The organism is Georgenia sunbinii (genome assembly GCF_036421875.1).
Lineage (GTDB): Bacteria > Actinomycetota > Actinomycetes > Actinomycetales > Actinomycetaceae > Georgenia_B > Georgenia_B sunbinii.
Window position 1 is genome coordinate 822223 of record NZ_JAZGOL010000001.1, and the last position, 26749, is coordinate 848971.

Consider the following 26749-nt stretch of genomic DNA (forward strand, 5'->3'; position numbering starts at 1 on the left):
CCGACAGCGGGATTGTCCACACCCCTCCCCCGCCGACAGCGGGATTGTCCACGCCCACCCCAGCCGCCCGCTCGCGACAGCTGGATTGTCAACGCCCACCCCAGCCACCCGCTCGCGACAGCAGGATTGTCCACGCCCCCTCGCGGCGGCGGCTCTGCGCGACGCCCGCACCCTCAGCCGGGATCACAGCCCGCTGCCACCGCCACTCCGGTCGAGTGGCGGTGGAGGGTGATGAGGCCGCACTCGTCGGTGCGCAGCACGAGCGCGCCGACGTCGCGGTAGGCGGCGAGCGTCGGGGCCGCAGGGTGGCCGAAGTCGTTGTCCGCGCCCACGCTGACAACGGCGAGGCGCGGCGCGAAGGCCGGTGCGAGATCGGGCAGGTGGGCCGCCGAGCCGTGGTGCGGCACGAGCACGACGTCCGGCGTCGGCGACCGCGCCTGCTGCTCCGCCCAGGAGCGCAGCAGGCCCCGCTGCCCCGCCGGCTCCACGTCGCCGGGCGCGAGCACCACGAGGTCCCCCACCTGGACGAGGAGAGCCAGCGAGAGGTCGTTGGCCGCCGCGTCGTCCCCGGGCGCGGCGACCGCCACGGCGCGATCGGTGGGCCAGAGCACGAACCAGTCCGCAGCCACCAGCCCGTCGGCCGGGTGCGGCTGGTCGGCCGGCAGCGGACCAGCCGGTGGCAGCGGCACTGCCGAGTGCGACGGATCCGGCGCCGAGCCGGCCAGGTGCCGGGCGTCGTCGGCCGCCGACGGCGCCGGGCCGGTCGTGCCCGCCGCACCAGCCACCGGGCGCTCGAGCGCGACGCCGGCCGCCGCCAGTGTCTCGACCACGCGGCGCTCGGCCGCGGTCGGGGCGTCGTGCGGGCTGAGCAGAGCACGGTGCACGTGGCGGCCGGCGAGCACGGCGTCGAGACCGCCGACGTGGTCGGCGTGCAGGTGGGAGAGCACGAGCAGGTCCAGCTCGCGGACCCGCAGCTCGTCCAGGCAGCGACCGGCCGCCGGTCCGGGTGGTCCGACGTCGAGCATGACGGCGCGGTGCGGGCCGGTGCGTAGCAGAAAGGCGCTGCCCTGGCCCACGTCGCACTGCGCGGCGACCCAGTCGTCGGGCGGGCCGAGGCCGAGCCAGCCGCCCACCGCGGCCCGCGGCCCGGGCACTACTGCTATCGCGACGACTGCCACAGCGGGTAGCAACCACCAGCCCCGAGGGCGCGACAGCGCGACCAGCACCACCACGGTGAGGGCGGCGAGCAGGAGCGCACCGCCCGCGCCACCGAGCCACCCCAGCCGGGCCCCCGGCATTCCTGCTGTCACGGTGGCCACCCCCGCGATCCAGGCTGTCGCCCACGTCGCGGGGACCACGAGCGCCGCGGCGGCGCCCGGCCACCACGGCGCGCACACCGTGGCCAGCACGCCGAGCACGGTCGCGGGCGGCACCGCCGGTGCGGCGAGTACGTTGGCGGGCACCGCGTACGTCGCGATCGCCGGCTCGAGCAGGATGATCACCGGCGCGCAGCACACCTGGGCCGCTGCCGGCACCGCGACGACGTGGGCGAGAGTGCCCGGCAGGTACTGCGACAGCCTCGCCGCCCACGGGCCGGCGAGCACCACGAGGCCACCGGTGGCGAGCACCGACAGCACGAAGCCGTAGGACCGGGCCAGCCACGGATCGACAACCAGCAGGACGACCACCGCGCCGCCCAGCGCCGGCAGCGCCCGGGCCGGTCGACCGACGAGCAGCGCCCCGAGCGCGACCGCCCCCATCGTGGCCGATCGCAGCACGCTCGCCTCCGGCCGCACGAGCACGACGAACGCCACCAGGACGACGCCCCCGACGGTCGCTCGCAACCATCGCGGCGTCCACGTGAGGGCACCGAGGACCACGCCGAGGATGATCGCCACGTGAGCACCCGAGACGGCGGTGATGTGGGTGAGGGAGACCGTCTTCATGGCGGCATCGAGCTCGGCCGGCATCGCGGTGTCGTCACCCACCGCGATGCCCGGGACCAGCCCGCGGGCCTGCGGTGACGCATCGGCGACCGCCTCGAGCAGACCTCGCCGCATCGCGGTGGCGAGGCGCTGGTGGGCCGGCGCCGCCGCGGTGACCACCGGTGGCTCGCCGACGACGAGCAACGCGGCGACGTCGTCCCCCGGCTCGACCGCCACCAGCCGCCCGGAGGCACGGACCTCCTCCCCCATCGCCGCCGCGCTCCAGGCCGCGGGACCCAGGACCAGCACCGGGGTGCGGACATTGCCCAGCCGGCCCCGCCCCTCGACCTGCTCGACGCGGACCCGGGTACGAAAGCGGTCGGCGCCAGGGCCGGCCCGCTCGTCCCCGCCCCAGGTTGCCGAAGGGTCGGTGGCGACCGGCCGCGGGTCACCGACGACCGTCCCGACCACGGTGACCACCGCGCCCCGCGGCGCCAGCTCGGCCAGTAGCCCGGTACTCCTCACGTGGACGTGTGCGGCGGTCGCCAGCGCGACGAGGACCATCGCGGCCAGCGCGAGGGCCGCAGCCGCCCCCGCCCGGCCAGCCGGTGCGCCGGCCCGGCCCGCCGGTGGCGCCCGGTACCGGGCACGCTGTCGTCGCAGCCGGTACGCCAGCCACCAGCCGCCACCACCCGCTGCAACGGCCACACCGCTGACGACCCCGACGGTCGGTGACGCGCCGACCATGCCGAACGCCACCGCCCAGCAACCGACCGCGGCGGGCACGATCCGCACGTCGAGGGCCGACGGCGGGCTCACACCGTCACCCGAGGCCGCAGCCGCTCCATCGTCGCCGGCCCGATGCCCGGCACCTCGTCCAGCTCGTCGACCGAGTGGAACCTGCCGTTGGTCGCCCGCCAGTCGAGGATCCGCTGCGCGATAGCGGGACCGACGCCGGGCAGCGTCTCCAGCGCGGCCTGGTCCGCCTGGTTGAGGTCGACCGCGGCGGCGCCGTCGCTCCCGGTGGCACCACTGGCGTCCGGCGTGCCGGCCGGCGCCCCTGCCTCCGCCCCGGGGACGCCCTGCCCCACCTCGGGCACGAACACCTGCTCGCCGTCGGTGACCACCCGGGCGAGGTTGATCCCGCCGAGCTCTGCGTCCGCGGTGGGACCGCCGGCGCGCTCGACGACGTCCGCGACGCGGGCTCCCGAAGCGACCGTCACGATGCCGGGCTCGGCGACCGCCCCGGCGACATGGACGACCACCTCCGTGGCCGGCGGATCATCCGGCGCGGTGGCCGGCTGCTGCCCGCTCTCACCGGCGGTACCGGCCGGGACGTCGGCCGGCCCTGCCGCGTCCGGCGGTGCAGCCGCGTCCGACGGGGCACCCGCAGCGGGCTCGAGCACCGGCGTGGCTGCCACGGGCAGCGGTACCGTCGGCGGGTCGACCTGCACCAGCGACCGGACGACGACCACGCCGGTGAGTGCACCGAGCACGATGACCGCCGCCACCGCCGCCCTCACCGACACCCGCCACCGCACCCGCTCCGGCGGCCTCTCGGCCGGCCGGCTGGCAGCTCTCGCCGCGGGGTACCCGCCATCTTGACCACGGATGATCTCGTCGAACTCCGCCCGCCGTGCCGTTCGGACCGAGATCGGGGGCTCGTCCTCGAGCTCGAGGTGCCCACCGGTCGCGAGGTAGGCGCGGCGGGTGAGTGCCCGCAGCCGCTCGGCGGAGTCGGTGTCGCGCCGACGCGCCCGGGTGGCCATCCCGCGACTCTAGGAAGAGTGCGACCGGCAGCGTCCCCGCGCCGGCGGACCTGCGCACGGCGCCCACGCCGGCCCGGCCTGTGGGTCAGGCGTGCTGCTCGCTCAGCGCGGCAGCGGAGCGAGGGCGACGCCCACGACGCCGGGCCCGGTGTGGGCGCCGACGACAGCCGTCACCTCGCCGATGACCAACCGGTCGATCATCGCGCCGGTCTCCTGCAGCCGCTCCCGCAGCGCGGTCGCCAGCTCGGCAGCGGCGTCCTGCGCGTCGAAGTGGTGGACGACGAGCCGCACCGGTGCGCCGTCCCCGCGCGGCACGGCAGCGCCCGGCCCGCCCGCGGCGCGGGCAGCGAGCTCCACGAGCTGGCGTCGCGCGCGGACCGCGCCGCGGACCAGCTCGGCGACGACGATCCGCCCCGAGACCATCGTGAGGATGGGGCGCACGCCCAGCGCCGCGCCGATCGAGGCCCTGGCGGCGCTCATCCGTCCGCCGTGGGCAAGGTGCTGCAGGTCGGGCACCATGAACAGCACGCGGCTGCGCGCACCGACCTCCCGGGCGACCGCCAGCACCCGGTGCACGTCACCGCCGGCCGCCGCCTCGGCCGCCGCGACCACCGCGAGGCCGAGCCCGCCGGCGGTGGTCCGGGTGTCGACGACGTGCACCGGCACCCCGGTCGCCGCGGTCACCTCGGCGGCCGCGACCCGTGACTGCGCCGCGGTCCCCGACAGCTCGCCCGACAGGTGCACCGCCACGACAGCCTGCGCACCACGCTCGACGGCGTCGCGCATCGCCCTCGCCAGCTCGCGCGAGGCCGGCTGCGAGGTGGTCACCCGCGCGCCGTCGCGCATCCGCTCCGCCAGGTCGCCGCGGGTGATGCTCACGCCGTCGTCGTGGTGGTCCTCACCGTCGACGACGACGTGCAGCGGGACCACCGTGACGCCGTCGCCGTCACCGAGCAGCTCCGGCGGCAGCGACGCGGTGGAGTCGGTGACGATCGCGACCCTGGTCATCCGCGGCCTACGGCGTCTGCCTGTCCTCGGGTCGGTCCGGGGACGCGACCGGCGGCAGGTCAGCCAGCTCCACCGCGGACGGCGCCGACGCCGCGGACACCGCGGAGGCGGCCCGGGCGATCCGGCGGGCCGCGGAGGACTCGGCGCGCCCGACCTTGGCGGCGGCCGCGGCCTGCACCTTGCCCACCTTGCGTGCCTCGGTCGCCTCGGTCTTCTCCAGCTTGCGCTGGGCGGCCCTCTCGACGTCCAGCTCGTGGCGGGAGCGGACGACCGCCACCACCGGCGCACCGTTGAGCACGCCGCGGCTCACCGAGCCGAGCACGAGACCGACGAGCCCGCCACGGCCACGGCTGCCGACGACGACGACCGACGACTCGTCGCCGGCGCGCACCAGTGCCTTGACCGGCCGCTCCCGCACCAGGCGCAGCTCGACGGGGACGTCCGGGAACTGCTTGTGCCAGGCGGTGAGGCGGTCGCTGGTGAGCTTCGCGGCCTCGCTCGCGCCGGCATCGTAGTGGCCGGAGATGACGGCGTCGGGGAAGTCGGGGAACGCGGCGTCGTCCTGCGAGCCCTGGACGACGACGAGCCGCTGACCGCGACGTGCCGCCTCCTCGAAGGCGTACTCCATGGCCTCGGGGGCACCCTCGTTGGGGTCCATCCCGACGACGACCGGCCGGTCCGGGTCGAGATCGGCGTCCGCCCGGACGACGACGACGGCGGAGCGAGCGTGCGCGGCGGCCTTCTGCGAGACCGAGCCGAGGAAGCTGTCGCTGCCGGCGCCCATCCCCTGGGCGCCGACGACGGTCACCACCGCTGACTCGGACGACGTCACCAGTGCCATCGCCGGGTCCTCGATGCGGACCTCGGTGGACACGGCGAGCCCGGGGTGGTTCTCCTCGACCCGCTTCTTGGCAGCAGCCACCACCCGGTTGCCGTTCTCGGTGATCTCCGGCGGCGGCTCGAACTCCCAGGCACGCGCCCGCGTCAGCCAGGGGAAGGCGTACAGGATGTGCAACCCGGTGCTACGGCGTGTCGCCTCGGCTGCGGCCCAGTCGACGGCAACATCGGCCGCGGCGGAACCATCGGTCCCCACAAGGACGCTACCCGCCGGGAACTGCTCGTTGACCATTTGCTGACCCCAATCGATCGCGTGTCCAAGCCCTGAAGAACACCGGTACCACGTCGATCCTCCCACGGAGTGGGGCGGCGCGGCGGGCCCGACCGGAGGGTGGATCGGCTCAGGGGCCCGCCGCGCCGTCCGCCGCTCAGCTCACGCGCTGCGCCTCGACCTCCAGCAGACCTCGGGACCGCAGCGCCGGGATGACCCCGCGCAGCAGACCGGCGACGTCCGCCGGCACCGAGCCGGGCAGCACGACGAAACCGTCGGCGGCACCGGCCTCGAGCCACTTCTCGATCGTGGTGACGACGTCGCCGACCGTGCCGACGGCCTCGAGGGCGCCGGCCCAGCCATGGTCCCCGCCGGCGATGTCGGTCAGCAGGTCGGCACGCACCCGCGCGGCCTGGTAGTCGGCCGAGATGACCGCGCGCAGGTCGACGAGCACCTTGACCGGTGGGCGGCCCGCCGCCCGGGCCGCGGAGCGCACCGCGTAGCGCAGCTCACGGGCCCACGCGAGGTCGGTCTCGCGCAGGCGGACCACGTCGGCGAACTCCCCGGCGACGTCGAGGTCGCTCTCGTCGGCCAGCGGCACGACGACCGTCGGCAGGTCCGCGGATGCCGAGCCGCCTCGACGGCCCCGGCTCGCAGAGCGGACGAGGTGCTCGAGGTGGTCACCGAGCGACGGGATGCCGGCAGCATCGGCGGTCGCCGCACCCCGACGGCCAGTGACCTCCAGGCCGGCCCAGGCGCCGGTCTTGCGGTTGAACTGGGACAGCTCGGCCGCCACCGCGGAGTCCGCCCGACCGAGCTGGACGGTGGGGACGAGCCCGGTGCCGCCGGCGCTCGGGCTGATCCGGCGGGCCGCCACGATCGGGTCGAGCCAGGAGTTGGCCCGCGGGGCGGCGTCGGACCGCAGCCGGAAGCCGTCCCCCAGGCTGACGAAGGACACCCCACCCTGGTGGGCGGCGCGGGCATAGGCGGCGAGCCGCACGAGGTTGGCGTGCTCGGCGGGCAGGCCGGAGGCGAAGTCCGGATCGGCGCTGGGAGCACCGAGGGCGGACAGGTCCAGCGCGATCGTCGCGGGGCTGGTGGTGGTCTCGGTGGTTCGGGTAGGCAGGTAGGACACAGTCATGGCAGGGCACATCCATCAGTCAGCAGCGCGCAGTGAGCGCGTCAAGGAAGACTGACCGGCCGTCCCGAGGGCGGCGTCTCACTCGCCGACGATCGGGGGCTCTGGTCAGGGGTGATGCGTCAGCACGGGCTGTGCTGGGGCATCGCTGGGGGTTGTCCTCAGCGGGACATACCCGGACGACACATGCCGCAACACATCGCACCGCTGGCCAGGTCGAAGGACCGCCGGGGGGTGAGGATGGTGCGCATCGTCGTTCTTCCTTCGTGCTCGACACCGAGGTGTGCATGCGTTGCCCCACGCCTGCGCGGGGCCAGGTCATCACCCGGAGCACCCGCCGCACGTGGCGGGTTGCCGACCAGCAAGCCGGGGCTTAGCGCACGCGTGGTGCGCACTGGTGCTCTGAACCTGCTCGGAGCCTACGAGGCTCTCACTTCACCTGTCAACCTTCGGGCCGCGGCGTGTCTCGGGACGCCAGAGGGGGCTGGTCGGTGCGACCAGCCCCCTCAGCGGTGTGCGTGACGACCCTGCTGGGTCAGTCGACCGGGAAGAGTCGGACGTTGACCGCGCCCGCGTAGCTGCCCTCCGGGGTGTCGACGGGCACGTCGAGCGCGAGGTCGGCCACGACCTCGGTGGTCCCGAAACGGGCGTGGTCGTCCGCCCTGGCGAGCAGCATGGCCTCGGTCAGGCCCTGTCCGCCGTCGAGCTGGCCGAGCACCTGCGGGCCGGCGTCGGCGGTCGCCGCACCGAGGACCCGGGGCGCCCAGCCGAGGAACGCGGAGCTGATGGCGCCGGCCGGGGAGGTGAGGCCCTCGGTGCTGCCGGTGAGCGACCAGCCGGCCGCGGCGGTGCGGGTGTCGGTGACCGAGATCTGCGGCAGCGTGGCGTCGAAGGACCAGCGGTCCCCGCCGTTGCGGGCGTCACCGAGGTCGACGGTGCTGTCGGCGGCGATGGTCATGGTCAGCGCACCCTGCTTGAGCGCCGGGTCGCCGGCCGGGACATCGGCCTCGAGGACGATGTCACCGTCGACGGGGTCCATCTCGAGCTGCCCGAGGCCGGTCGCCACGCGACGCTCGATGCCCTCAGTGACGGCCGTGGTGCCGTTGGCGAGCCGGCTGATGGTGAAGGAGTCGGCGGTCTCACCGATCTCCAGGTCGGTGTTCGGGTTGTTGCCACCCCGCTGCGCGACGATCGCCTCGTACTCGAGGGTGTCGGGGGTGACCCGCATGCCCTGGATGAAGGAGACGTGCTGGTACTTGACCACCTGGGTGGCGTCGTTGTTCAGCCACACGTTGGTCGAGTCGGGCGCGAGGTTGTAGTGCTTCGGCCCAGAGTTGGTCACCGCGAACACGGTGCCGGAGGTCACGCCGGGGGTGCTGGTGGCGTCGGCGTCGAGGAAGCCACGGGCATAGGTGTGGTCGTGGCCGGACAGCACGAGGTCGACGTCGTTGGCCTTGATGACCGGCAGGAAGGCCGCGCGCTGGTGCGCGTTGTCGCGGCCGCTGGAGACCGAGAAGGTGGGGTGGTGGAACTGGATGACGTTCCAGTTCGCGGTCGACTCGTCCAGCACCTCGTCGAGCCAGTCGGCCTGCATACCGAGGTAGAGGTCGCGGAACTCGCTGCTCGGGATCTCCGGCAGGGTGACGCCGGCGGCCTCCTGCAGCTGGTTCTGGTTGCGCAGGTGGGAGTTCAGCGCGATGAAGCGCACCCCCTGGTAGTCGGTGTAGTAGACCCGGTTCGCCAGGTGGCCGGCGACGAGCTCCATGTGCTCAACCCGGTTGGCGGGCGCGTTCTCCGGCACCTCCGGGCCGTTCTTCGGCACCGTGAAGCTCGCGTTCCAGTAGTCGGCAACCGTGTCGCTGGAGTACTCGTGGTTGCCGATGGCCGGCAGCCAGTTCTCCGTCTGTCGCTCGCCGTCGGTGATGGTGAACCACTCCTCCCACTCGCTCTCGACCGAGTGGTTGATGAGGTCACCAGACTGCAGCGTGAGCTCGGAGTTCGGGAACGCCTGCTTGGCGAGTCCGACAATCGGCGTCCACTTCTCGGTGAGGTCGTTCTGGCCGTCGCCGTACCAGGTGAAGGTGAACGGGTCGTCCGAGGCGGAGCCGGTGGTGAAGGTGTGCCAGTCGTCGGCGACCTCACCGGTGAGCACCCGGTAGGCGTACTCGGTGCCGGGGGTGAGGTCGGTGAAGGTGGCGCTGTAGGTGATGGCCTGGGCACCGTCGATGACGATCTTCTCCGAGGTCACCACGGCGTCGACCGAGGTCACCTGGCCGTCGGGGGTGCGCAGCTCGGCGGTGGCGGGCACGTCGGCGGTGGTGCCGACCGACCGCCAGGTGACGGTCTGCGAGGTGGCGGGGTCCTGCGTCGGGTTGAGGATCACCCGCTGCGGCGCGGCGTCGGTGGAGTCGAGGGGAACTGGTGCGGCTGCTGCCGGGGCGACGCCAGCAGCCAGCAGGCCCGCGGTGACGGCGCCGGCGACCAGGGCGCGGCGCGAGGTCAGGAGGTTTCGCATCGTTGTCCTTCATCTGGGTGGGTGTCCGTGAACCCGGACACCCGAAGGCTTCCCGACGAAGGCGAACGGCCCGTTGACCGGTCATGACCGCTAGATGGCGACCTCTTGAACCGCAGATGACGCCGCTGCCACCCGCGCGCGCCGGCGCCGACGGCGCACGACCAGAGCGACGACGCCGCCCAGCGCGAGCAGCAGGACGACGAGCTGCGCCCACGGCACCGCCGTCGTCGTCGTGGTCGCGAGCGTCGCCGGCAGGGCGACGTCCAGCGCGTCCTGCCCGACGACGGCGGTGCTCGCGGAGACCTGGGTGGTCAGCAGCCCGAACGGCCAGGCCTCGACCGAGGCGCGCAGCGACACGGCCTGCCCGGGCAGCACCTCCCGCTGCTGGCCGACCTGCTGAGCGACTACCCCGGGGTCCAGCCCGAGCAGCCCAGACACCTCGAGCAGCTGGGTCGCCCCCAGCCGGACGTTGCCGTCGTTGCGCACGGTCCACCGGACGTCGAGGACACCCGGCTCGAGCGGGTGCCAGGAGCCGGTGTAGCTCGCGTCGAGGTCGGTGACCGCGACCGAGGGCCGCACCTGCCCCGCGACCCGCAGATGGATCCGGGTGCCGACGCCGGCGTCGAGGCCGACCGCCGCGCCGCCGCCGGGCGCCGAGAGGACCGAGGCGAGCAGCCCGCCGGGGTGGTCGCCCGGGACCGCGTCCTGCGGGACCGTGACGGCGAACGGCACGACGGCGGTCTCCCCACCCTCGACCGTCACCTCATCGGGGTGCTCGATCCACTCCCCGGTCCCGGTGGGGCGCTCGGAGGTGAGCAGGTCGAACTCGCCCTCCTCGGTGATGACTCCGTCGGACGCGGTGAGCGCGAAGGTCACCTCGTGCTTCGAGTGGTTGATCACCGCGACGTGGTCCTCGTAGGTGTCGCCCGGCGCGACCTCCGCCCGGAAGGACACCCGGTCGTCCGGGCCGTCCGCGGTCGCCGGCGCGATGCCCCAGGTGATGCGTTCCGGGGCGCTGGGCGTGGGCGCCGCAGCGGCCGGCCCCGCTAGCAGCAGGCTCACTGCCAGGGTCGCGGCCGCGGTGATCGCTCGTCGCACGTGCATGGGTGTCCCTCCGTCGTGCCGGGCCGGTGGCAGGTGAGCAGCCTGGCGCGGTCACGCTAGGCAGCAGAGGTGAACGCCGGATGACGGCACGGGGGCAACCCGGCCGGGCAGCGGTCTCCGGAGCCGGTCCGATACCGTGGAATGTCCCGTCTACCTCGGGCGTTGCCCGGTAGAGACCACCCCCGACCAAGAGAAGACTCCTCCGCCGTGCCGAGCCGCCTGACCGTTCCGATCTCCCTCCTCGACCGAGCCCGCACCCGTGAGGGGGAAGAGCCTGCGGCGGCGCTGCGGGCGGCCGTCGACCGGGCGCAACGCGCCGAGCAGCTCGGCTACCACCGGTTCTGGGTCGCCGAGCACCACGCCGTGCCGGGGATCGCCGGGTCGGCGCCGGCGGTGCTGCTGGCCGCGATCGGCGCCCGGACCAGTCGGATCCGGCTCGGCACCGGCGGCATCATGCTCGCCAACCACCAGCCGATCGTCGTCGCCGAGCAGGCGCTGGCGCTGGCTGGCCTGTTCACCGGCCGGGTCGACGTCGGGCTCGGCCGGTCGCTGGGCTTCACCCAGCCGGTCCGTGAGGCGCTGCAGGTGACGAGCTATCCCGCCCGGACGTTCTCCCGGGACATCGCCGAGGTACGCGCCTACCTGCACGGTGAGGCACCGGTGACCGCGACCCCCGCGACCAGCACCCCACCGCCGATCTATGTGCTCGCCACCCGTCAGGGCCTGACGACGGCGGCCGAGCTCGGCCTGCCGGTCGTCGTCGGTGGCCCGTCTCTTCGCGGTGCCCTCACCGAGCTGACCGCCTACCGCCGCGACTTCGCGCCGAGCGCGCAGTGCCCCGAGCCGCAGGTGATCATCAGCGTCGATGTGATGGTCGCCGCCAGCCGCGCGCAGGCCCGCGACCTGCTGCTGCCGGAGGCGATCTCGCTGGCCCGCAGCCGCACCACCGGCAGCTTCGCGCCGCTCCGGCCGGTGCCCGACGGCGGGCTGGCCGAGGTCTCCGCGAAGGAGCGGGCGGTGGTCGCCCAGCAGCTGCAGCTGGCGGTCTACGGCACGGCGGCCGAGGTGGCCGGCGAGCTGGGCTCGTTGGTCTCGCGCACCGGCGCCACCGAGGTGCTGGCGACGACGTCCACCTACGACCACGGCGCCCTCGCCGCGGCGGACACCGCGCTGGCCGAGCTCGCCGGCTGACAGGCATGACGTGCCGGTCCCCGCCCGCGGCGGGCGGGGACCGGCACGGCCAGGCCTGCTACGCCGGCACGATGTTGACCAGCTTGGGCGCTCGGACGATCACCTTGCGCACACCACGGCCGTCCAGCGCACGCACGGCGCCGTCGGTCGCCAGCGCGAGGCGCTCGAGCTCGGCGGCGTCGATCGACGGCGGCACCTCGAGCCGGTGACGCACCTTGCCGGCGACTTGGACCACGCAGGTGACGGTGTCCTCGACCAGCAGCGCCGGGTCCGCCGTCGGGAAGGCCTCGTGCGCGAGCGAGGCCTCGTGGCCCAGCCGCTGCCACAGCTCCTCGGCGATGTGCGGTGCTACCGGCGCCAGCATGAGCAGCAGCGGCTCCACCGCCTCCCGCGGTACCCGGGCAAGTCCGGTGAGGTGGTTGTTGAGCACGATGAGCCGCGCGATGGCGGTGTTCACCCGCATCGCCGACATCTCGGTCTCGACCTCCTCGACCGTCCGGGCGACGAGGCGACGGGTCGCGTCGTCGGCGGGGTCGTCGACGACGACCAGCTCGCCGGTCTCCTCGTCGACGACGTTGCGCCACAGCCGCTGCAGGAACCGCTGCGAGCCGACGACGGCGCGCGTGTCCCACGGCCGCGAGACGTCCAGCGGCCCCATCGACATCTCGTAGACGCGGAAGGTGTCGGCGCCGTACGCCTCGTACATGTCGTCGGGGGTGACGATGTTCTTCAGCGACTTGCCCATCTTGCCGTACTCGCGGAAGACCTCCTGGCCCTGCCAGGAGTAGCTGACCTCGCCGGAGCCGTCGGCCGCCGCGACCTCCTCCACCTCGTCGGCCGGGACGTGCTGGCCGCGGGCGTCGGCGTAGGCGTAGGCCTGGATGTAGCCCTGGTTGAAGAGCTTGTGGAACGGCTCGGCGCTGGAGACGTGGCCGAGGTCGAACATCGCCTTGTGCCAGAAGCGCGCGTACAGCAGGTGCAGCACGGCGTGCTCGACGCCGCCGACGTACAGGTTGGCGCCACCGGCCGGGGCGCCGTCCCGCGGGCCCATCCAGTACTGCTCGTTGGCCGGGTCGACGAGCACGTCCTGGTTCGTCGGGTCCAGGTAGCGCAGCTCGTACCAGCACGAGCCCGCCCAGTTGGGCATGGTGTTGGTGTCACGGCGGTAGGTCTTGACGCCGTCGCCGAGGTCGAGCTCGACGTTCACCCAGTCCGGCACCCGGCCCAGTGGCGGCTCCGGTGAGGAGTCGGCGTCGTCGGCGTCGAAGGTGCGCGGGGAGTAGTCGGGGACCTCGGGCAGGTCGACCGGCAGCATCTCCTCGGGCAGCGCGTGGGCGCGACCGTCCTCGTCGTAGACGATCGGGAAGGGTTCGCCCCAGTACCGCTGCCGGGAGAACAGCCAGTCCCGCAGCCGGTAGGTGGTGCGCGACTCCCCCAGCCCGCGGCCCTCGAGCCACTCGGTGATGACGGCCTTCGCCTCGTCGACCCCCAGGCCGTTGAGGGAGACCTCGTCGTTCGCCGAGCTGACGATCTCGCCGTCGCCGGTCCAGGCGCCGCCGGCGAAGTCGGCCGGCGGCGTCACGGTGTGGACGACGTCGAGGCCGTAGGCCTGCGCGAACTCGAAGTCCCGCGCGTCACCGCCCGGGACCGCCATGATCGCCCCGGTGCCGTAGCCCATGAGGACGTAGTCGGCGGCGAACACCGGGATCTGGGCGCCGTTGACCGGGTTGGTGGCGTACGCGCCGGTGAACACCCCGGTCTTGGCGCGGCCCTCGTCCTGCCGCTCCGCCTCGGTCTTCGCCGCGGCGGTGGCGCGGTAGGCCGCGACGGCGTCGGCCGGCGTGCCGTGGCCACCGGTCCAGCTCTCGCCGGTGGTCACCGGCCAGGTCGCGGGGACGATGTCGTCCAGCAGGTCGTGCTCGGGGGCGACCACCATGAAGGTCGCGCCGAACAGGGTGTCGGGCCGGGTGGTGAAGACCTCGAGCGACACCTCCGCCGTCGCGCCGTCGGACTCGCCCGCGCTCATCCGCGCCGGCACCGCGAAGCGCACGCTGGCGCCCTCGGAGCGGCCGATCCAGTGGCGCTGCATGGACCGGACCTTCTCCGGCCAGTCGATGAGGTCGAGGTCGTCGACGAGGCGGTCGGCGTAGGCGGTGATCCGCATCATCCACTGCCGCAGGTTGCGCTTGAAGACCGGGAAGTTGCCGCGCTCGGAGCGGCCGTCGGCGGTGACCTCCTCGTTGGCGAGCACCGTTCCCAGGCCGGGGCACCAGTTCACCGGCGCCTCGGTGACGTAGGCCAGCCGGAAGCCGTCGAGCACGTCGCTGCGGGCGGCCTCGTCCAGCTCGGCCCACGCCGCACCGGCGGGGACCGGCCGGCTGCCCGACTCGAAGGCAGCGACCAGCTCGCTGATCGGCCGCGCTGCGCCGAGCCCGCCGCCGGGGCGGGGCGCGTCGTCGTCGTAGTAGGCGTGGAAGAGCTGCAGGAAGATCCACTGCGTCCAGCGGACGTAGTCCGGGTCGGTGGTCGCGAAGGTGCGGCGGTCGTCGTGCGCCAGGCCCAGCCGCCGCAGCTGGCGGCGCATGGTGGCGATGTTCTCCTCGGTGGTGACCCGGGGATGCTGCCCGGTCTGCACCGCGAACTGCTCGGCCGGCAGCCCGAAGGCGTCGTAGGCCAGCGCGTGCAGGACGTTCTTGCCCTTCATCCGCTGGTAGCGCCCGACGACGTCGGTGGCGATGTAGCCCAGCGGGTGCCCCACGTGCAGGCCCCTGCCCGAGGGGTAGGGGAACATGTCGAGGACGTAGAACCGGTCCGACGGCACGTCGCCGTCACCGGCGAGCGGCCCGACCGGGTTGGGCGCGTGGAAGGTGCCCCGCTCCTCCCACCGGTCGTGCCAGGCCGCCTCGATACGCCCGGCGAGCGCCGGGGTGTAGCGGTGGGTGGGCTCCGTCGGGGTGCTGGTCGCGCTGTCTGTGCTCATCATCTTCCTCGCCGCTGGGTGGGGCCGCTCGCTCCTGGCATGAGAAAACCTCCCCGCAGGGAGGTCGGCCGCGCTGTGGCGACGCCGCTGGGGCGCCCGCTGCTGTCAGCGCGGCTGGATAAGAAGGGCACGAGCCGTCATGGCCACAGGTTAGCGCATCACCGGGCCCGGCCCGCGGCGGGGACCGCAGCCGTGGTGGCCGCGGTCCCCGTCAGGGCGTCGGGTGACGGTCAGTCGGCCGACGGCGCGCGGCGCACGCCGAGGGTGTCGGTGCCGTTGGCGTCCCAGTCACCGACCAGCACCTCGTCGTCCGCCCGGCCGAAGGTGACCCGGATGTCTGCCGGCCCCCCGCTGAGCGAGTTGCGCAGGTGGTAGGCCGCCCCGCGGCGCACGGCGAGCGTGTCGCGCCCGTCACCGTCCCAGTCGCCGGCCAGCGTGGTGTCGGCCTCCCGGCCGTAGTGGAGCACGACGTCGGCCCAGCCCGGGGTCATCGAGTTGCGCACGTGGTACTCGGCCCCGCGGCGGACCGTGAAGGTGTCCTGGCCGTTGCCGTTCCAGTCCCCCACGAGTACCTCGTCGTCGGCGTGGCCGTAGCGCACGACGTGGTCGGCCTGCCCGCCGGCGAGCCGGTTCTTCACGTGGTACTCGTTGCCCCGGCGGACAGCGAAGGTGTCGCGTCCGTCGCCGTCCCAGTCACCCACGAGCACGACGTCGCCCGGGTGGCCGTAGCGGAAGGTCTGCTCGGCATCACCGCCCCGGTGGGCGTTGGACACGTGGAACACATTGCCCCGGCGGACGGCGATCGTGTCCCGCCCGTCCCCGTTCCAGTCGCCGATGAACACGTCGTCCCCGACGCGCCCGTACCGGAAGAACTCGTGCGTGGTGCCCAGCCAGTCGTTGCTCAGGTGGAACTGCGGAGATCCGCTCGGTGGCTCGGGTGCGTCCTCCGGAGTCACCACCATGGCGCTGCCGCCACCGCTGCGTGCCGGCTCCGCGGCAGCCTGCAGCCTGCCGCCTGGCAGGAAGGCGATGCCGGTGACGTTGCCGAGGGTGCCCGTCGGGTTGAGCTGATGGCCACGGGCCCGCAGCGCGTCGCCGAGGGCGGTGTCGTGGATGCCCGCCTCTGCGTCGGTCGCGGCACCGTTGCGGTTGGACAGTCGAGGTGCGGCGATGGCCTCGGGCAGGGACATGTCGAGGTCGAGGTGGTTGACTGCGACCTGCAGCACGGTGGTGATGATCGTGGAGCCTCCCGGCGACCCGAAGGCGGCGACCGGCGAGCCGTCCTGAAGGACGATGGTCGGCGCCATGCTGCTGCGCGGCCGCTTCCCCGGGGCCGGCGCGTTCGCCGGGTGGTCGGGGTCGGGCTCGAAGTCGGTGAGCTGGTTGTTCAGCAGGAAGCCGTACCCGGGCACCGCGATGCCGCTGCCGCCGATCCCCTCGATGGTGAAGGTGAAGCTCACGACGTTGCCCCACTGGTCCGCCACGGTGAGGTGCGTCGTCGACGTCCCATCCACCGCGGTGCCCGCCGAGGCCGCGGCACCGTCGGCGTCGCCGTTGTACGGCCACGGGTCACCCGCCGGCACCGGCCGCGGGTGCATGTCCTCGCCGATGAGCTCGCGGCGCTCGTCGGCGAAGCCCTGCGACAGCAGCCCGGCCAGCGGGACGTCGATGAACGCGTCGTCGCCCACGTAGGCGTTCCGGTCGGCGAAGGCGATCGCCGAGCTCTCGATGACGTCGTGCAGTGCCTCCTCCTGCGGCAGCGCCGCCAGGTCGAAGCCCTCGAGGATGTTCAGCGCCTCACCGACCGTCGAGCCACCGCTGGACGGCGGCCCCATGCCGTAGACCTCGAAGCCGCGGTAGTCCACCATCGTTGCCTCGCGCTCCAGCGCCTCGTACTGGGCCAGGTCGGCGAGGGTCATCGCGCCGACGCGGACGTTGCGGTCGACGTCGTCGGCGAGCGGCGGGTGGTTGTTGGTCTCGACGATCGCCTCGGCGATCTCGCCCCCGTAGAAGACGTCCGGCCCGTGCTCGCTGAGCAGCCGGTAGGTGTGCGCGAGCTCCTCGTTGGTCATGACGGTGCCGGGCTGCGGCGCCTCGCCGTCGACGAGGAACGTCTCGCTGCTCGAGGTGAAGTCGCGGAACATCGCCTGGTTGCTCTGGGTGCGGGCCTGGTACTCGTCATCGACGACGAACCCGTCCTCGGCGAGGACGATGGCCCGCTGCAGCACGTGCTCCAGCGGCATCGTCCCGTGCTCCGCGAGCGCGACGTCCCAGCCACTGACCAGCCCGGGCACGCCTTGGGACAGGCCCGAGACCCGGCGCTCGGTGAACGGGATCGGCTCACCGTCCTCGAGGAAGACGTCCGGCTCCATCGCCGCCCACGCTTCCTCGCGTGAGTCGATCGTGGTGACCTCGCCGGTCTCCGCGGAGTAGAAGACGAAGAACCCGCCCCCACCGACGCTGCCGTCGTAAGGGCGGGTCACGCCGAGCGCCGCGGAGGCCGCCACGGCCGCGTCGACCGCGTTGCCGCCCTCGCGCAGGATCTCCAGCCCCGCGAGTGACGCGTACGGGTCGAGCGAGGCGATCGCCCCGCCGTAGCCCGTCGCGGTGGCCTCCTTGTCGAGCTCCTCCGGCAGGCCGAGAGCCGCGGGCGCCTGGACGAAGCCCAGGACGAGCGCCGACGTCAGCGCCGCCGGAAAGAGCAAGGTGGCCGTTCGTCGCGGCCTCGTAAGAACCTCTGACACCGTCATCCCCCCTTGGATGTGGGATCCGGCGGGCCGGATCGTCCGGGCGGCTGATACTACTGTGCCGCGCAGCTTCCGGGAAGGGACGAGGTCGATCCGTCCCGGCGGGGGCGGGCGCCGGCCTGGCGGGCGCCGGCCCGTCGGGCGCCGGCCCGTCGGGCGCCGGCAGACCGGTCGTCCTAGGGTTGAGGTCGGCAGCCCGGCTGCCCGAGCACGCCGGCAGAGCGCACGGCGTGGGAAGGAGAACCACCATGTCCAAGCCCGCCGAGATCGTCGCGACCAGCCTCCAGAGCGCGCTCGTCGACCTCATCGACCTCGCGCTGCTCGGCAAGCAGGCCCACTGGAACATCTACGGCCCCCACTTCCGGTCGGTCCACCTCCAGCTCGACGAGGTCATCGACCAGGTGCGCCTCGCGTCCGACGACGTCGCCGAGCGGCTCGTCACGGTGGGCGGCACCCCCGACGGCCGCGCCAGCGTCGTGACCGAGACCTCGCAGGTCGACGGGCTCGCCGGTGGCCGGCTGGCCGTGGACAAGGTCATCCGGCAGTTCGACGAGCGGCTGCAGTCCGCCTCGGACCGGATCAAGGCCAACCTCGACGACCTCGAGCCGGTCGACCCGCTGAGCCACGACCTCCTCATCGCCGTGGCGTCCGGCCTGGAGAAGCAGGCGTGGATGTTCCGCGCCGCCACCGACGAGGGCTGACGCCCGGCTCCTCGCTGGCTTGGCACCGCTCAGCGGAAGCGCTGCACCGCGAGCGGGGCCGCCGCGGCCAGCTCCCGGACCGCGGGGTGCTCGCTGGTGGCGAAGACCTCGCTCAGCGGTCCGCGGGCGACGAACTCGCCCCCAGCGAGCACATGGACCTCGTCGCAGGTGCGTTCGACCAGCTCGAGGTCGTGCGAGACGAGCACCAGCGTGGTGTCCAGCCCGGCTGCGGCACCGGCGAGCTGTCGGGCGAGGTCACCGCGAGCCTGCGGGTCGACCGCGGTGAGCGGCTCGTCGAGGACGAGGATCTCTGGCCGGGTGGCGATCGCTGCCGCGAGGGTGACCCGCTGCTTCTCACCGCCGGACAGCGTGGCGAGCAGCCGGGTGGCGAAGGACGTCGGCAGGCCGACGGCGTCGAGCATGTCGGCCACTGTCGTCCCGTGCGTGCGGCCGGCCTTGCGTGCGTCCGCCAGCGCGAGGGTGAGGCGGCGCGCGACGGTGAGGCGACGGTCGAGCACGGTGAGGGCGTCCTGCGAGGTGAACCGGACGGCCGCCCCAAAGTGCTTGGCCTCGCGGCGCGGCAGCCGGCGCACAGCGCGGCCGTCGAAGGTGACGGTGCCGCGGCTGGGCCGCAGCTCGCCGGACAGCGCCCGCACGAGGGTGGTCTTGCCGGCGCCGGACGCCCCGATGATGCCGACCGGTGCACCGCCGCCCTCGATACGCAGCTCGAGGCCGCGCAGGATCTCCACCCCTGGGTAGCCGGCCCACAGGTCGGCGGCGTGGAGCACGGAGCCTGACGACATCACACGTCCTTTCAGCGGGGTGCGGACCAACGGTCACACCGTCGGGTCCGTGACCCGCATGCTACGTGCTGCCCCGCCATGCCCGAGACGTCACGGCGGGGCTCAGCCGCGGCGGCGGCGCTCGAGCGCGTCGTTGGCCTGCGCCATCTCGTCCCAGTCGATGGTCTCGGTGTCCCGCTCGAGGGTGGCCTCGGGGCCCTTGCCGGCGAGCACCACCGTGTCCAGCGCCGTCGCCTCGCCGATCGCGTGACGGATCGCCGCCGCGCGGTCCCCGATGCTGACGAAGTTCGCGCGGCCCGCTTCGCGCGCGCCGCGCTCCATCTCGGCGAGGATGTCCGCCAGCGGCGTGTCGCGGTGGTCCTCCTCGGTGAAGACGGCGACGTCCGCCAGCCGGGTCGCCACGTCGCCCAGCGGCGCCCGCTTCGACGGGTCGCGGGGCCCGCCCGCGGATCCGAGGACCACCCACAGGCGTCCATCGGTGGTGACACGGACGGTCTCCAGCGCCTTCTCCAGGCTCGGCGCGGTGTGCGCGAAGTCGACGATGACGCGCGGGTCCCCCTCGGCGCGCGGGGCCATCTCCATCCGGCCGGGCACGCCCCGGAAGGTGGTCAGCCCGGCGACGAGCTGCTCGAGCGGGACGCCGACGGCGTGCACCCCGGCCATGGCGGCGAGGGCGTTCGCGACGTTGAAGCGGCCGATCATCGGCAGTTCCGCGGTCGCCTCGCCGTCGGGGCTGTTGATGGTGAACCGCAGCCACCCGGGCCCCTCGACGACGTCGGTGGCGCGCCAGTCCGCCGGCCGTCCCTCGGCGCTGTACGTGGTGGCCTCCTGGCTCAGCTCCTTGAACCGGCCGGCCCAGGGGTCGTCGGCGTTGAGGACCGCGCGGCCGGCGCGCTGCACGAGTCGCGCCTTGTCGCTGAAGTACTGCTCCATCGTGCCGTGGAAGTCCAGGTGCTCGCCGGTGAGGTTGGTCCACACCGCGACGTCGAAGTCCACCGCCCGCACCCGGTCGAGTGCCAGTGCATGGCTGGAGGCCTCGACGACGGCGGCGGTGGCTCCGGCGTCGACCATCTCGCGCAGGATCTGCTGGACCTGGGGCGCCTCTGGCGTGGTGAAGTGGGTGGGCGGCTGGCGGAGCACGCCGTCGGGCAGCTCGTAGCCGACGGTGGAGAGCAGGCCGGTGTCGCGGCCGGCGCTGCGCAGCAGGTGGCGGGCGAGGCAGGACGTGGTGGTCTTGCCGTCGGTCCCGGTGACGCCGAGGGTGGTCAGCTGCCGGCTGGGGTGCCCGGCGAGCGCGGCGGCGATGTCGGCGAGCGCGGCACGAGCCGAGTCCACCCGCACGTAGGGCACCGGCACGCTCACACCCGGCGGAGGTCCCTCGCCGACGACGACGACGGCGCCCCGCGCGACCGCGTCGGGGATGAAGCTGTGCCCGTCGGCGCGAGCACCGCGGACGGCGACGAAGATGTCGCCGGGCCCCGCCCAGTCGGCCTGGTGTGTGATGCCACGGACCTCGATCTCGGCGTCGTCGGCCGAGGGCGGTTGGAGGTTCAGCGCAGCGGCAAGGTCACCCAGTCTCATGGGTGCCAGGGTAGGCCGACCAGCCACGTCCGGTGCGCGGCGCCCCGCTCAGTACTTCGGTCGCCCTTCTGGCGGCACTGAGCCGTGCCAGAGGGGCGACCGAAGGTGAGAGTGCGTCGGGACGGGTCAGCCGGACTTGCGGCGGAAAACGCGGCGGCCCTCGCCGGCGGCGACCTGGCTACCGTGGACGGCGCCGGTACTGCGCCTGCCCTCGGCGTTGGCGTGCTCGCCCTGCTTCTTGCGCTCGAGTGCCTCGCGCATCTTGGCCTTGGCGTCCTCGCGCGGATCGGTAGTGTTCTCTGACATCGTCGGCTCCCTGTGTGATCTGGTGCTCGCCGGACCCTCCGACTCCCCCAGCCTGCCCAGTTGCGACGTCGAAAGCCAGCGGAAATCTTCGGCGCCCGCCCGGTAGCGTGGTGGGCCCACCCGCCCGTCCCCACCGGAGGACCGATGTCGACTCTGAACCACGTGACCGAGGACTGGCAGCGTGCGCTGGCGATCGTGGCGCACCCGGACGACATGGAGTGGGGCGCGGCTGCCGCCGTCGCTCGGTGGACGGGCCAGGGCAAGGTGATGACGTACTGCATGGTGACCTCCGGCGAGGCCGGGATCGACGCTGTCGCGCCCGCCGAGGCCGGTCCGCTGCGCGAGCGCGAGCAGGTCGACGCCGCCCAGGAGGTGGGCGTCGACGAGGTGCTCTTCCTGCGCCGGCCCGACGGTGTGCTCGAGTACGGCCTGGACCTGCGCCGTCGGATCTGCGACGTCGTGCGGCGCTACCGGCCGGAGATCGTCATTACCAACAGCTTCCGGGAGACCTGGGCCGGCGGCGGTCTCAACCAGGCCGACCACATCGCCACCGGCCGCGCCACCCTTGATGCGGTGCGGGACGCCGGCAACCGGTGGGTGTTCCCCGAGCAGCTGGGCACCGACCGTCAGCCGTGGGACGGGGTCCGCCAGGTGTGGCTACCGGGCTCGCCCGAGGCCCGCCACGCCGTGGACGTCACCGACACCTTCGAGGCGGGCGTCGCGTCACTGGCCGCGCACCGCGCGTACATCGACGGGCTCGCCCAGGAGTTCGACCCGCGGGCCATGCTCGACGAGATGGGCCGCGCCGCCGGGGCCCAGCTCGGCGTCACCCACGCCGCCGCCATCGAGGTCCTCGACCTCTCCTAAGCCGCTCCCCCCTGCCCTCCGCCCTCCCCACCCCGCGAGAGCAGGATCCTCCACACCCCCAACCCGCGAGAGCAGGATTCTCCACGCCCTCAACCCGCTGTCGGCGACAAGTCTGCTGTCGCGGGAGGTGGTCAGGTTAGGCGAGCTCGGCGTCGTTGGCCCGGGCGTAGTCCTCGGCGGTCATCAACGTGCTGGGCCCGGCGACGTCGACGGTGAACAACCAGCCGTCGCCGTAGGGGTCGGAGTTGATGAGCGCGGGATCATCGACGGCCGCCTGGTTCACCTCGACGACGGTGCCGGTCACGGGGGCGAACAGCTCGGAGACCGACTTCGTCGACTCGATCTCGCCGCACACGTCGCCCGCGGTCAGCGAGCTGCCGACGTCCGGTGGGTCGACGTAGACGACGTCGCCCAGGGCCTCGGTCGCCACGCTGGTCACGCCCACCCGCACCGGGCTGACGGAGTCGTCGACCCACTCGTGCTCGGCGGTGTACTTCAGGTCTGCGGAAATCCTGGCCACGGTGCTCTCCTCGGTCGATGGGCGAACAACTCTGTCGTAGACAACTCGGCTCTCGGCGACAAGTCGGCTGTCGCGGACAATCCCGCTGTCGGCGACAAGTCGGCTGTCGCGGACAATCCCGCTCTCGGCGACAAGTCGGCTGTCGCGGACAATCCTGCTGTCGGCGACAAGTCGGCTGTCGCGAATGGGGCGGGGTCATGGGTGGGGGCGGCGGTAGAAGGGGCGTTGGACGACGGTGAATGGCTCCAGCCGGCCCCGGACGTCGACCTCGACGACGGTTCCGGGGGCGGCAGTGGCCGCGTCGACGATCGCCAGCGCGACGGGGTGACCGAGGGTCGGGCTGAGCAGCCCGGATGTCACCGCGCCGGCGGGCTCGCCGTCGGCCAGCACCGGGTAGCCGGGCCGCGCCGCCCGGCGGCCCTCCCCCGCCAGGCCGACCAGCCGCCGTCGGCCCGGGGACCGGGCGGTGTGGGCCTCGTGGGCCCGGACGAGGGCGTCGCGGCCGACGAAGTCCTTCTTGGCCAGGTCGACGACGCTGCCGAGGCTCACGGTGTACGGGTCGACGTCGCGTGACAGCTCGTTGCCGTAGAGCGGCATGGTGGCCTCGAGGCGCAGCGAGTCGCGGGCGGCGAGGCCCGCCGGGACCAGGCCGTGCTGCTGCCCGGCGTCGAGCAGCCGGTCCCACAGGGCCGGGGCGTCCGCCGCGGGCAGCACGAGCTCGAAACCGTCCTCGCCGGTGTAGCCGGTACGGGCGAGGAGCACCGACTCGCCGGCGACGCCGGTCTCCATCACCGAGTAGTAGCGCAGCGCGCGCACCCGTGCTGGCTCTCGGGCGTCACCGGCGACGATCGCCTCGGCCGCCGGGCCCTGGACGGCGACCAGCGCGGTCTGCTCGGTGGTGTCCTCGACGGTGACGTCGAATCCCGTCGACCGCTCCCGGAGCTCATCGACCACTACCTCGGTGCTGGCGGCGTTGGGCACGAGGAGGAAGCGCTCCGGGGCGAGCCGGTAGGCGATGAGGTCGTCGATGATCCCGCCGTCGGGCGCGCACAGCAGGGTGTACTTCGCTTGCCCGAGCTCCATCGCCGACAGGCGCCCGACGACCGCGTGGTCGAGCATCTCGGCGGCCGCGGGCCCCCAGAGCCAGACCGTGCCCATGTGGCCGAGGTCGAAGATCCCGGCGGCCTGCCGCACCGCGTGGTGCTCGGCGAGCTGGGAGGCGTAGCTCAGCGGCATCGCCCAGCCGCCGAAGCTCGTGAGGGTCGCGCCGAGCGCCTCGTGGCGGGCGAGCAGCGTGGTGGTGCGGTCGGGGGCGGTCATCTGGGTCAGTCCTCGTAGGAGTCGACGGGTGGGCAGCTGCACATGAGGTTGCGGTCTCCGTAGGCGCCGTCGATGCGGCCCACCGGCGGGAAGTACTTGTCCTGCCGGAGGCCGGGCACCGGGAACGCGGCCTGCTCGCGCGGGTAGGGACGGTCCCACGCGTCGGCCGCGACGACGACGGCGGTGTGCGGCGCGCGTCGCAGCGGGCTGTCAGCCACCGCCAGATCGCCGTCGAGGACCTGCTGGATCTCACCTCGGATGGCGACCATCGCCGCGACGAAGCGGTCGAGCTCGGCGAGGTCCTCGCTCTCGGTGGGCTCGACCATCAGCGTGCCGGCGACCGGGAACGACAGCGTCGGCGCATGGAACCCGTAGTCGATGAGCCGCTTGGCGACGTCCTCGGCGGTCACCCCGGACGCCTTGGTGAGCTCGCGCAGGTCGAGGATGCACTCGTGGGCGACGCGGCCGGCGGTGTCGGTGTAGAGGATCGGGAAGTGCGGGGCGAGCGCGGTGGCGACGTAGTTCGCGGCGAGCAGCGCGCTGCGGGTGGCGGCGGCGAGGCCGTCGGCGCCCATGAGCGCGATGTAGGCCCACGAGATCGGCAGCACCCCCGCGGAGCCGAAGCGGGTCGCCGAGATCGGTGTCCCGCCACCGGCAGCTGTCGGGGACAACTCAGCTGTCGGGGACAATCCAGCTCTCGGCGACAAGTCGGCTGTCGGCGACAAGTCGGCTGTCGGCGACAAGTCGGCTGTCGGCGACAATCCCGCTGTCGGCGACAAGTGGGCTGACAGGGGCGCGGGGGCGCGGGCGGCGTCGCCGGGCAGGAAGGGCGCCAGGTGCTCGCGCACCGCGACCGGGCCGACCCCTGGCCCACCTCCGCCGTGCGGGATGCAGAACGTCTTGTGGAGGTTGAGGTGGGAGACGTCGCCGCCGAACTCGCCGGGTTTGGCGAGCCCGATGAGGGCGTTGAGGTTGGCACCGTCGATGTACACCTGGCCACCGGCCTCGTGCACGGCCTGGCACACCTCGTGGACGTCGGCGTCGAACACGCCGTGGGTCGAGGGGTAGGTGATCATGATCGCCGCCAGCCGCGGGCCGTGCTCGGCGAGCTTGTCGGCGAGGTCGCCGTGGTCGATACTGCCGTCTGCCGCGGTCCCCACGGTGACCACCCGCAGACCGGCGAGCACTGCGGAGGCGGCGTTGGTGCCGTGCGCCGAAGACGGGATGAGGCACACGGTGCGCTCGTCGTCGCCGCGGGAGCGGTGGTAGGCGCGGATCGCCAGCAGCCCGGCGAGCTCACCCTGCGAGCCTGCGTTCGGCTGCACCGAGACCCGGTCGTAGCCGGTGATCGCCGCCAGCCAGGACTCCAGCTCGCCGATCAGCTCGCGCCAGCCGGCGGTCTGCGCGTCCGGCGCGAACGGGTGGATGCTCGCGAAGCCGGGCCACAGCATGGCCTGCATCTCGGTGGCGGCGTTGAGCTTCATCGTGCACGAGCCGAGCGGGATCATCGTGCGGTCCAGCGCGAGGTCACGGTCGGCGAGCCGGCGCAGGTAGCGCATCAGCTGCGTCTCGGACCGGTGGGTGTGGAACGTCGGGTGGCCGAGGAAGCCGCTGGTCCGGGCGAGCGCGGGCGGGATCGCGAACCGGTCGGTGCCACCGTCGACGGCTACCGGCTCGGTCGGCGCGATCAGCTCGGCGGGCTCAGCAGCCGGCGCCGCACCGTCACCCGCGAACGCCGCGAGGACGGCGGCGAGGTGCGCCGCCGTCGTCGTCTCGTCGCAGGAGATCCCCACGTGGTCGGCGTCGACGCGGCGCAGGTTTACCCCGCGGGCCTCGGCGTCTCGCACGACGGCGTCGGCCCGGCCCGGGACCCGCGCGGTGACGGTGTCGAAGAACGCGTCGTGCACCACCTCGACGCCGAGCCGGTCGAGGCCGGTGGCGAGGGACCGGGCGGCGTCGTGGGCGTGCCGGGCGATCGCCCGCAATCCCTCGGGGCCGTGGTGGACCGCGTACATGCCGGCGACGATCGCCAGCAGCGCCTGCGCGGTGCAGATGTTCGACGTCGCCCGCTCGCGCCGGATGTGCTGCTCACGGGTCTGGATCGCCAACCGGTAGGCGGGCGTGCCGGCGTCGTTCTTCGACACCCCGACCAGGCGGCCGGGCAGCTGCCGCTCGAGCCCCTGGCGCACCGCCATGAAGGCGGCGTGCGGGCCGCCGAAGAACAGCGGGACGCCGAAGCGCTGCGCGGAGCCGACCGCGACGTCGGCGCCCTGCTCCCCCGGCGGCGTGATGAGCGTGAGGGCGAGGAGATCCGCAGCGACGGTCACCAGCGCGCCGCGGTCCTTCGCTGCGGCGATGAGGCCGGCGTGGTCGCGCAGCCGGCCGGACGTGCCGGGCTGCTGGAGGACCAGGCCGGTGAGATCACCGCCGTCGAGCGCGGGCAGCCCGTCGTCGAGGTCCACGACGACGGTGCGCAGCCCGACCGCCTCTGCCCGGCCCGCCACCACGGCCAGCGTCTGCGGGTGCAGCTCGGCGTCGAGCACGACGACGTCGGTGGTCACCGACCGGTTGGCACGGGCCATGAGCAGGACCGCCTCGGCGACCGCGCTCGGCTCGTCGAGCAGCGAGGCGTTCGCGACCGGCAGCGCGGTGAGGTCGGCGACGGCGGTCTGGAAGTTCAGCAGCGCCTCGAGCCGTCCCTGGGAGATCTCCGGCTGGTAGGGCGTGTAGGCGGTGTACCAGCCGGGCGACTCGAGGATGCCGCGCCGGATCACGCTGGGGGTGTGGGTGGCGTAGTAGCCCTGGCCGATCATCTGCACCCGCTGGACGTTGCGGGCGGCGAGCTGCTCCAGCCGGGCGAGCGCCTCGGCCTCGGTGAGCGCCGGGGGCAGTGCGAGCGGCTCGGACTGCCGGATGTTCGCCGGCACGGAGTCGGTCAGCAGCGACCAGTCGGCGCCGTCGGCCAGCGAGTCGAGCATTGCGCGGGTGTCAGCCGGGCGCGGGCCGAGATGGCGCGAGAGGAAGCTGGCGGTGGACAGCGGTGTCATCAGTGGGCTCCCCGGGATCCGTCGAGGGGGCAGGTCCGAGCGGCCCGCTCCGCGTCGTCGCGTGAACCTGCGTGCTTTCGCGGGCGGTGCCAGGCTAGCGAAGAATGCGCTGGAGCGAT

Annotated in this window: 18 protein-coding genes and 1 riboswitch; of the genes, 3 read left to right on the forward strand and 15 right to left on the reverse strand. The window is 73.5% G+C overall.

Annotated features, from left to right (window positions below):
• Positions 1–173: 173 nt before the first annotated feature.
• The 7 genes from V2J52_RS03905 to V2J52_RS03935 form a co-directional block, all read right to left on the reverse strand.
• Positions 174–2744 carry a ComEC/Rec2 family competence protein gene (locus V2J52_RS03905; protein WP_331226341.1) on the reverse strand — a complete coding sequence of 857 codons (2571 nt, stop codon included), beginning with the start codon at positions 2742–2744 and terminating at the stop codon, positions 174–176.
• Positions 2741–3694 carry a ComEA family DNA-binding protein gene (locus V2J52_RS03910; RefSeq protein ID WP_331226342.1) on the reverse strand — a complete coding sequence of 318 codons (954 nt, stop codon included), beginning with the start codon at positions 3692–3694 and terminating at the stop codon, positions 2741–2743. Before V2J52_RS03910 ends, V2J52_RS03905 begins: the two co-directional genes overlap by 4 nt.
• Positions 3695–3796: 102 nt before the next feature.
• Positions 3797–4702, reverse strand: coding sequence for a DegV family protein (locus V2J52_RS03915; protein WP_331226343.1), 906 nt, complete (start codon positions 4700–4702; stop codon positions 3797–3799).
• Between the two features lie 7 nt (positions 4703–4709).
• On the reverse strand, positions 4710–5831 hold the full coding sequence (locus V2J52_RS03920; protein ID WP_331226344.1) for a universal stress protein: 1122 nt from the start codon (positions 5829–5831) through the stop codon (positions 4710–4712).
• Positions 5832–5967: 136 nt separating this feature from the next.
• Positions 5968–6951, reverse strand: a complete 984-nt coding sequence (locus V2J52_RS03925; RefSeq protein WP_331226345.1) for a hypothetical protein — start codon at positions 6949–6951, stop codon at positions 5968–5970.
• 281 nt (positions 6952–7232) lie between these two features.
• Positions 7233–7357: riboswitch (SAM riboswitch) on the reverse strand.
• A gap of 126 nt (positions 7358–7483) precedes the next feature.
• A complete protein-coding gene (locus V2J52_RS03930) occupies positions 7484–9463 on the reverse strand; it encodes a purple acid phosphatase family protein (RefSeq protein ID WP_331226346.1) in 1980 nt (659 codons plus the stop codon).
• A gap of 90 nt (positions 9464–9553) precedes the next feature.
• Positions 9554–10567: a WxL protein peptidoglycan domain-containing protein gene (locus V2J52_RS03935; protein WP_331226347.1), complete on the reverse strand. Its 1014-nt coding sequence runs from the start codon at positions 10565–10567 to the stop codon at positions 9554–9556.
• A 207-nt stretch (positions 10568–10774) separates the two neighbouring features.
• Here V2J52_RS03935 and V2J52_RS03940 point away from each other — a divergent pair, with 207 nt between their 5' ends.
• Positions 10775–11758, forward strand: coding sequence for an MsnO8 family LLM class oxidoreductase (locus V2J52_RS03940; protein ID WP_331226348.1), 984 nt, complete (start codon positions 10775–10777; stop codon positions 11756–11758).
• A 58-nt stretch (positions 11759–11816) separates the two neighbouring features.
• Here the strand turns inward: V2J52_RS03940 and leuS are convergent, their stop codons facing one another.
• Positions 11817–14738, reverse strand: coding sequence for a leucine--tRNA ligase (gene leuS / locus V2J52_RS03945; protein ID WP_491062157.1), 2922 nt, complete (start codon positions 14736–14738; stop codon positions 11817–11819).
• A 230-nt stretch (positions 14739–14968) separates the two neighbouring features.
• Entirely contained in the window at positions 14969–17443 is a 2475-nt protein-coding gene (gene ggt / locus V2J52_RS03950; RefSeq protein WP_331226350.1) for a gamma-glutamyltransferase, read from the reverse strand.
• A 290-nt stretch (positions 17444–17733) separates the two neighbouring features.
• On the opposite strand from ggt, the gene V2J52_RS03955 reads away from it, so the two are divergent.
• Positions 17734–18186, forward strand: coding sequence for a Dps family protein (locus tag V2J52_RS03955; protein ID WP_331226351.1), 453 nt, complete (start codon positions 17734–17736; stop codon positions 18184–18186).
• 29 nt (positions 18187–18215) lie between these two features.
• Here V2J52_RS03955 and V2J52_RS03960 read toward each other — a convergent pair whose 3' ends face one another.
• The 3 genes from V2J52_RS03960 to V2J52_RS03970 all read right to left on the reverse strand — a co-directional run bounded on the left by V2J52_RS03960 (position 18216) and on the right by V2J52_RS03970 (position 20876).
• Positions 18216–18989, reverse strand: coding sequence for an ABC transporter ATP-binding protein (locus V2J52_RS03960; RefSeq protein ID WP_331226352.1), 774 nt, complete (start codon positions 18987–18989; stop codon positions 18216–18218).
• 102 nt (positions 18990–19091) lie between these two features.
• A complete protein-coding gene (locus V2J52_RS03965) occupies positions 19092–20570 on the reverse strand; it encodes a UDP-N-acetylmuramoyl-L-alanyl-D-glutamate--2,6-diaminopimelate ligase (protein ID WP_331226353.1) in 1479 nt (492 codons plus the stop codon).
• Positions 20571–20696: 126 nt separating this feature from the next.
• Complete coding sequence (locus V2J52_RS03970) at positions 20697–20876, reverse strand: DUF5302 domain-containing protein (protein WP_331226354.1); 180 nt, start codon at positions 20874–20876, stop codon at positions 20697–20699.
• Positions 20877–21020: 144 nt separating this feature from the next.
• Between V2J52_RS03970 and V2J52_RS03975 the strand changes: the two genes are divergently transcribed.
• Positions 21021–21743 carry a PIG-L deacetylase family protein gene (locus V2J52_RS03975; protein WP_331226355.1) on the forward strand — a complete coding sequence of 241 codons (723 nt, stop codon included), beginning with the start codon at positions 21021–21023 and terminating at the stop codon, positions 21741–21743.
• Positions 21744–21879: 136 nt separating this feature from the next.
• Here the strand turns inward: V2J52_RS03975 and gcvH are convergent, their stop codons facing one another.
• The 3 genes from gcvH to gcvP form a co-directional block, all read right to left on the reverse strand.
• The gene (gcvH, locus tag V2J52_RS03980) at positions 21880–22263 is read right to left on the reverse strand and encodes a glycine cleavage system protein GcvH (RefSeq protein WP_331226356.1); all 384 of its coding nucleotides are present in this window, start codon (positions 22261–22263) and stop codon (positions 21880–21882) included.
• Positions 22264–22458: 195 nt separating this feature from the next.
• Positions 22459–23583, reverse strand: coding sequence for a glycine cleavage system aminomethyltransferase GcvT (gcvT, locus tag V2J52_RS03985; RefSeq protein ID WP_331226357.1), 1125 nt, complete (start codon positions 23581–23583; stop codon positions 22459–22461).
• Between the two features lie 5 nt (positions 23584–23588).
• Positions 23589–26630, reverse strand: a complete 3042-nt coding sequence (gene gcvP, locus V2J52_RS03990) for an aminomethyl-transferring glycine dehydrogenase (RefSeq protein WP_331226358.1) — start codon at positions 26628–26630, stop codon at positions 23589–23591.
• Positions 26631–26749: the final 119 nt, after the last annotated feature.

Bases quoted from the DNA above. Each gene is read 5' to 3' on its own strand.
- V2J52_RS03925 (WP_331226345.1), bottom strand. From the start codon at position 6,951: ATGACTGTGTCCTACCTGCCTACCCGAACCACCGAGACCACCACCAGC.
- V2J52_RS03975 (WP_331226355.1), top strand. From the start codon at position 21,021: ATGTCGACTCTGAACCACGTGACCGAGGACTGGCAGCGTGCGCTGGCG.
- V2J52_RS03955 (WP_331226351.1), top strand. From the start codon at position 17,734: ATGTCCAAGCCCGCCGAGATCGTCGCGACCAGCCTCCAGAGCGCGCTC.
- V2J52_RS03930 (WP_331226346.1), bottom strand. From the start codon at position 9,463: ATGCGAAACCTCCTGACCTCGCGCCGCGCCCTGGTCGCCGGCGCCGTC.
- leuS (WP_491062157.1), bottom strand. From the start codon at position 14,738: ATGAGCACAGACAGCGCGACCAGCACCCCGACGGAGCCCACCCACCGC.
- gcvP (WP_331226358.1), bottom strand. From the start codon at position 26,630: ATGACACCGCTGTCCACCGCCAGCTTCCTCTCGCGCCATCTCGGCCCG.
- V2J52_RS03965 (WP_331226353.1), bottom strand. From the start codon at position 20,570: ATGAGACTGGGTGACCTTGCCGCTGCGCTGAACCTCCAACCGCCCTCG.
- V2J52_RS03935 (WP_331226347.1), bottom strand. From the start codon at position 10,567: ATGCACGTGCGACGAGCGATCACCGCGGCCGCGACCCTGGCAGTGAGC.
- V2J52_RS03915 (WP_331226343.1), bottom strand. From the start codon at position 4,702: ATGACCAGGGTCGCGATCGTCACCGACTCCACCGCGTCGCTGCCGCCG.
- V2J52_RS03920 (WP_331226344.1), bottom strand. From the start codon at position 5,831: ATGGTCAACGAGCAGTTCCCGGCGGGTAGCGTCCTTGTGGGGACCGAT.
- V2J52_RS03910 (WP_331226342.1), bottom strand. From the start codon at position 3,694: ATGGCCACCCGGGCGCGTCGGCGCGACACCGACTCCGCCGAGCGGCTG.
- V2J52_RS03960 (WP_331226352.1), bottom strand. From the start codon at position 18,989: ATGTCGTCAGGCTCCGTGCTCCACGCCGCCGACCTGTGGGCCGGCTAC.
- gcvT (WP_331226357.1), bottom strand. From the start codon at position 23,583: ATGACCGCCCCCGACCGCACCACCACGCTGCTCGCCCGCCACGAGGCG.
- V2J52_RS03970 (WP_331226354.1), bottom strand. From the start codon at position 20,876: ATGTCAGAGAACACTACCGATCCGCGCGAGGACGCCAAGGCCAAGATG.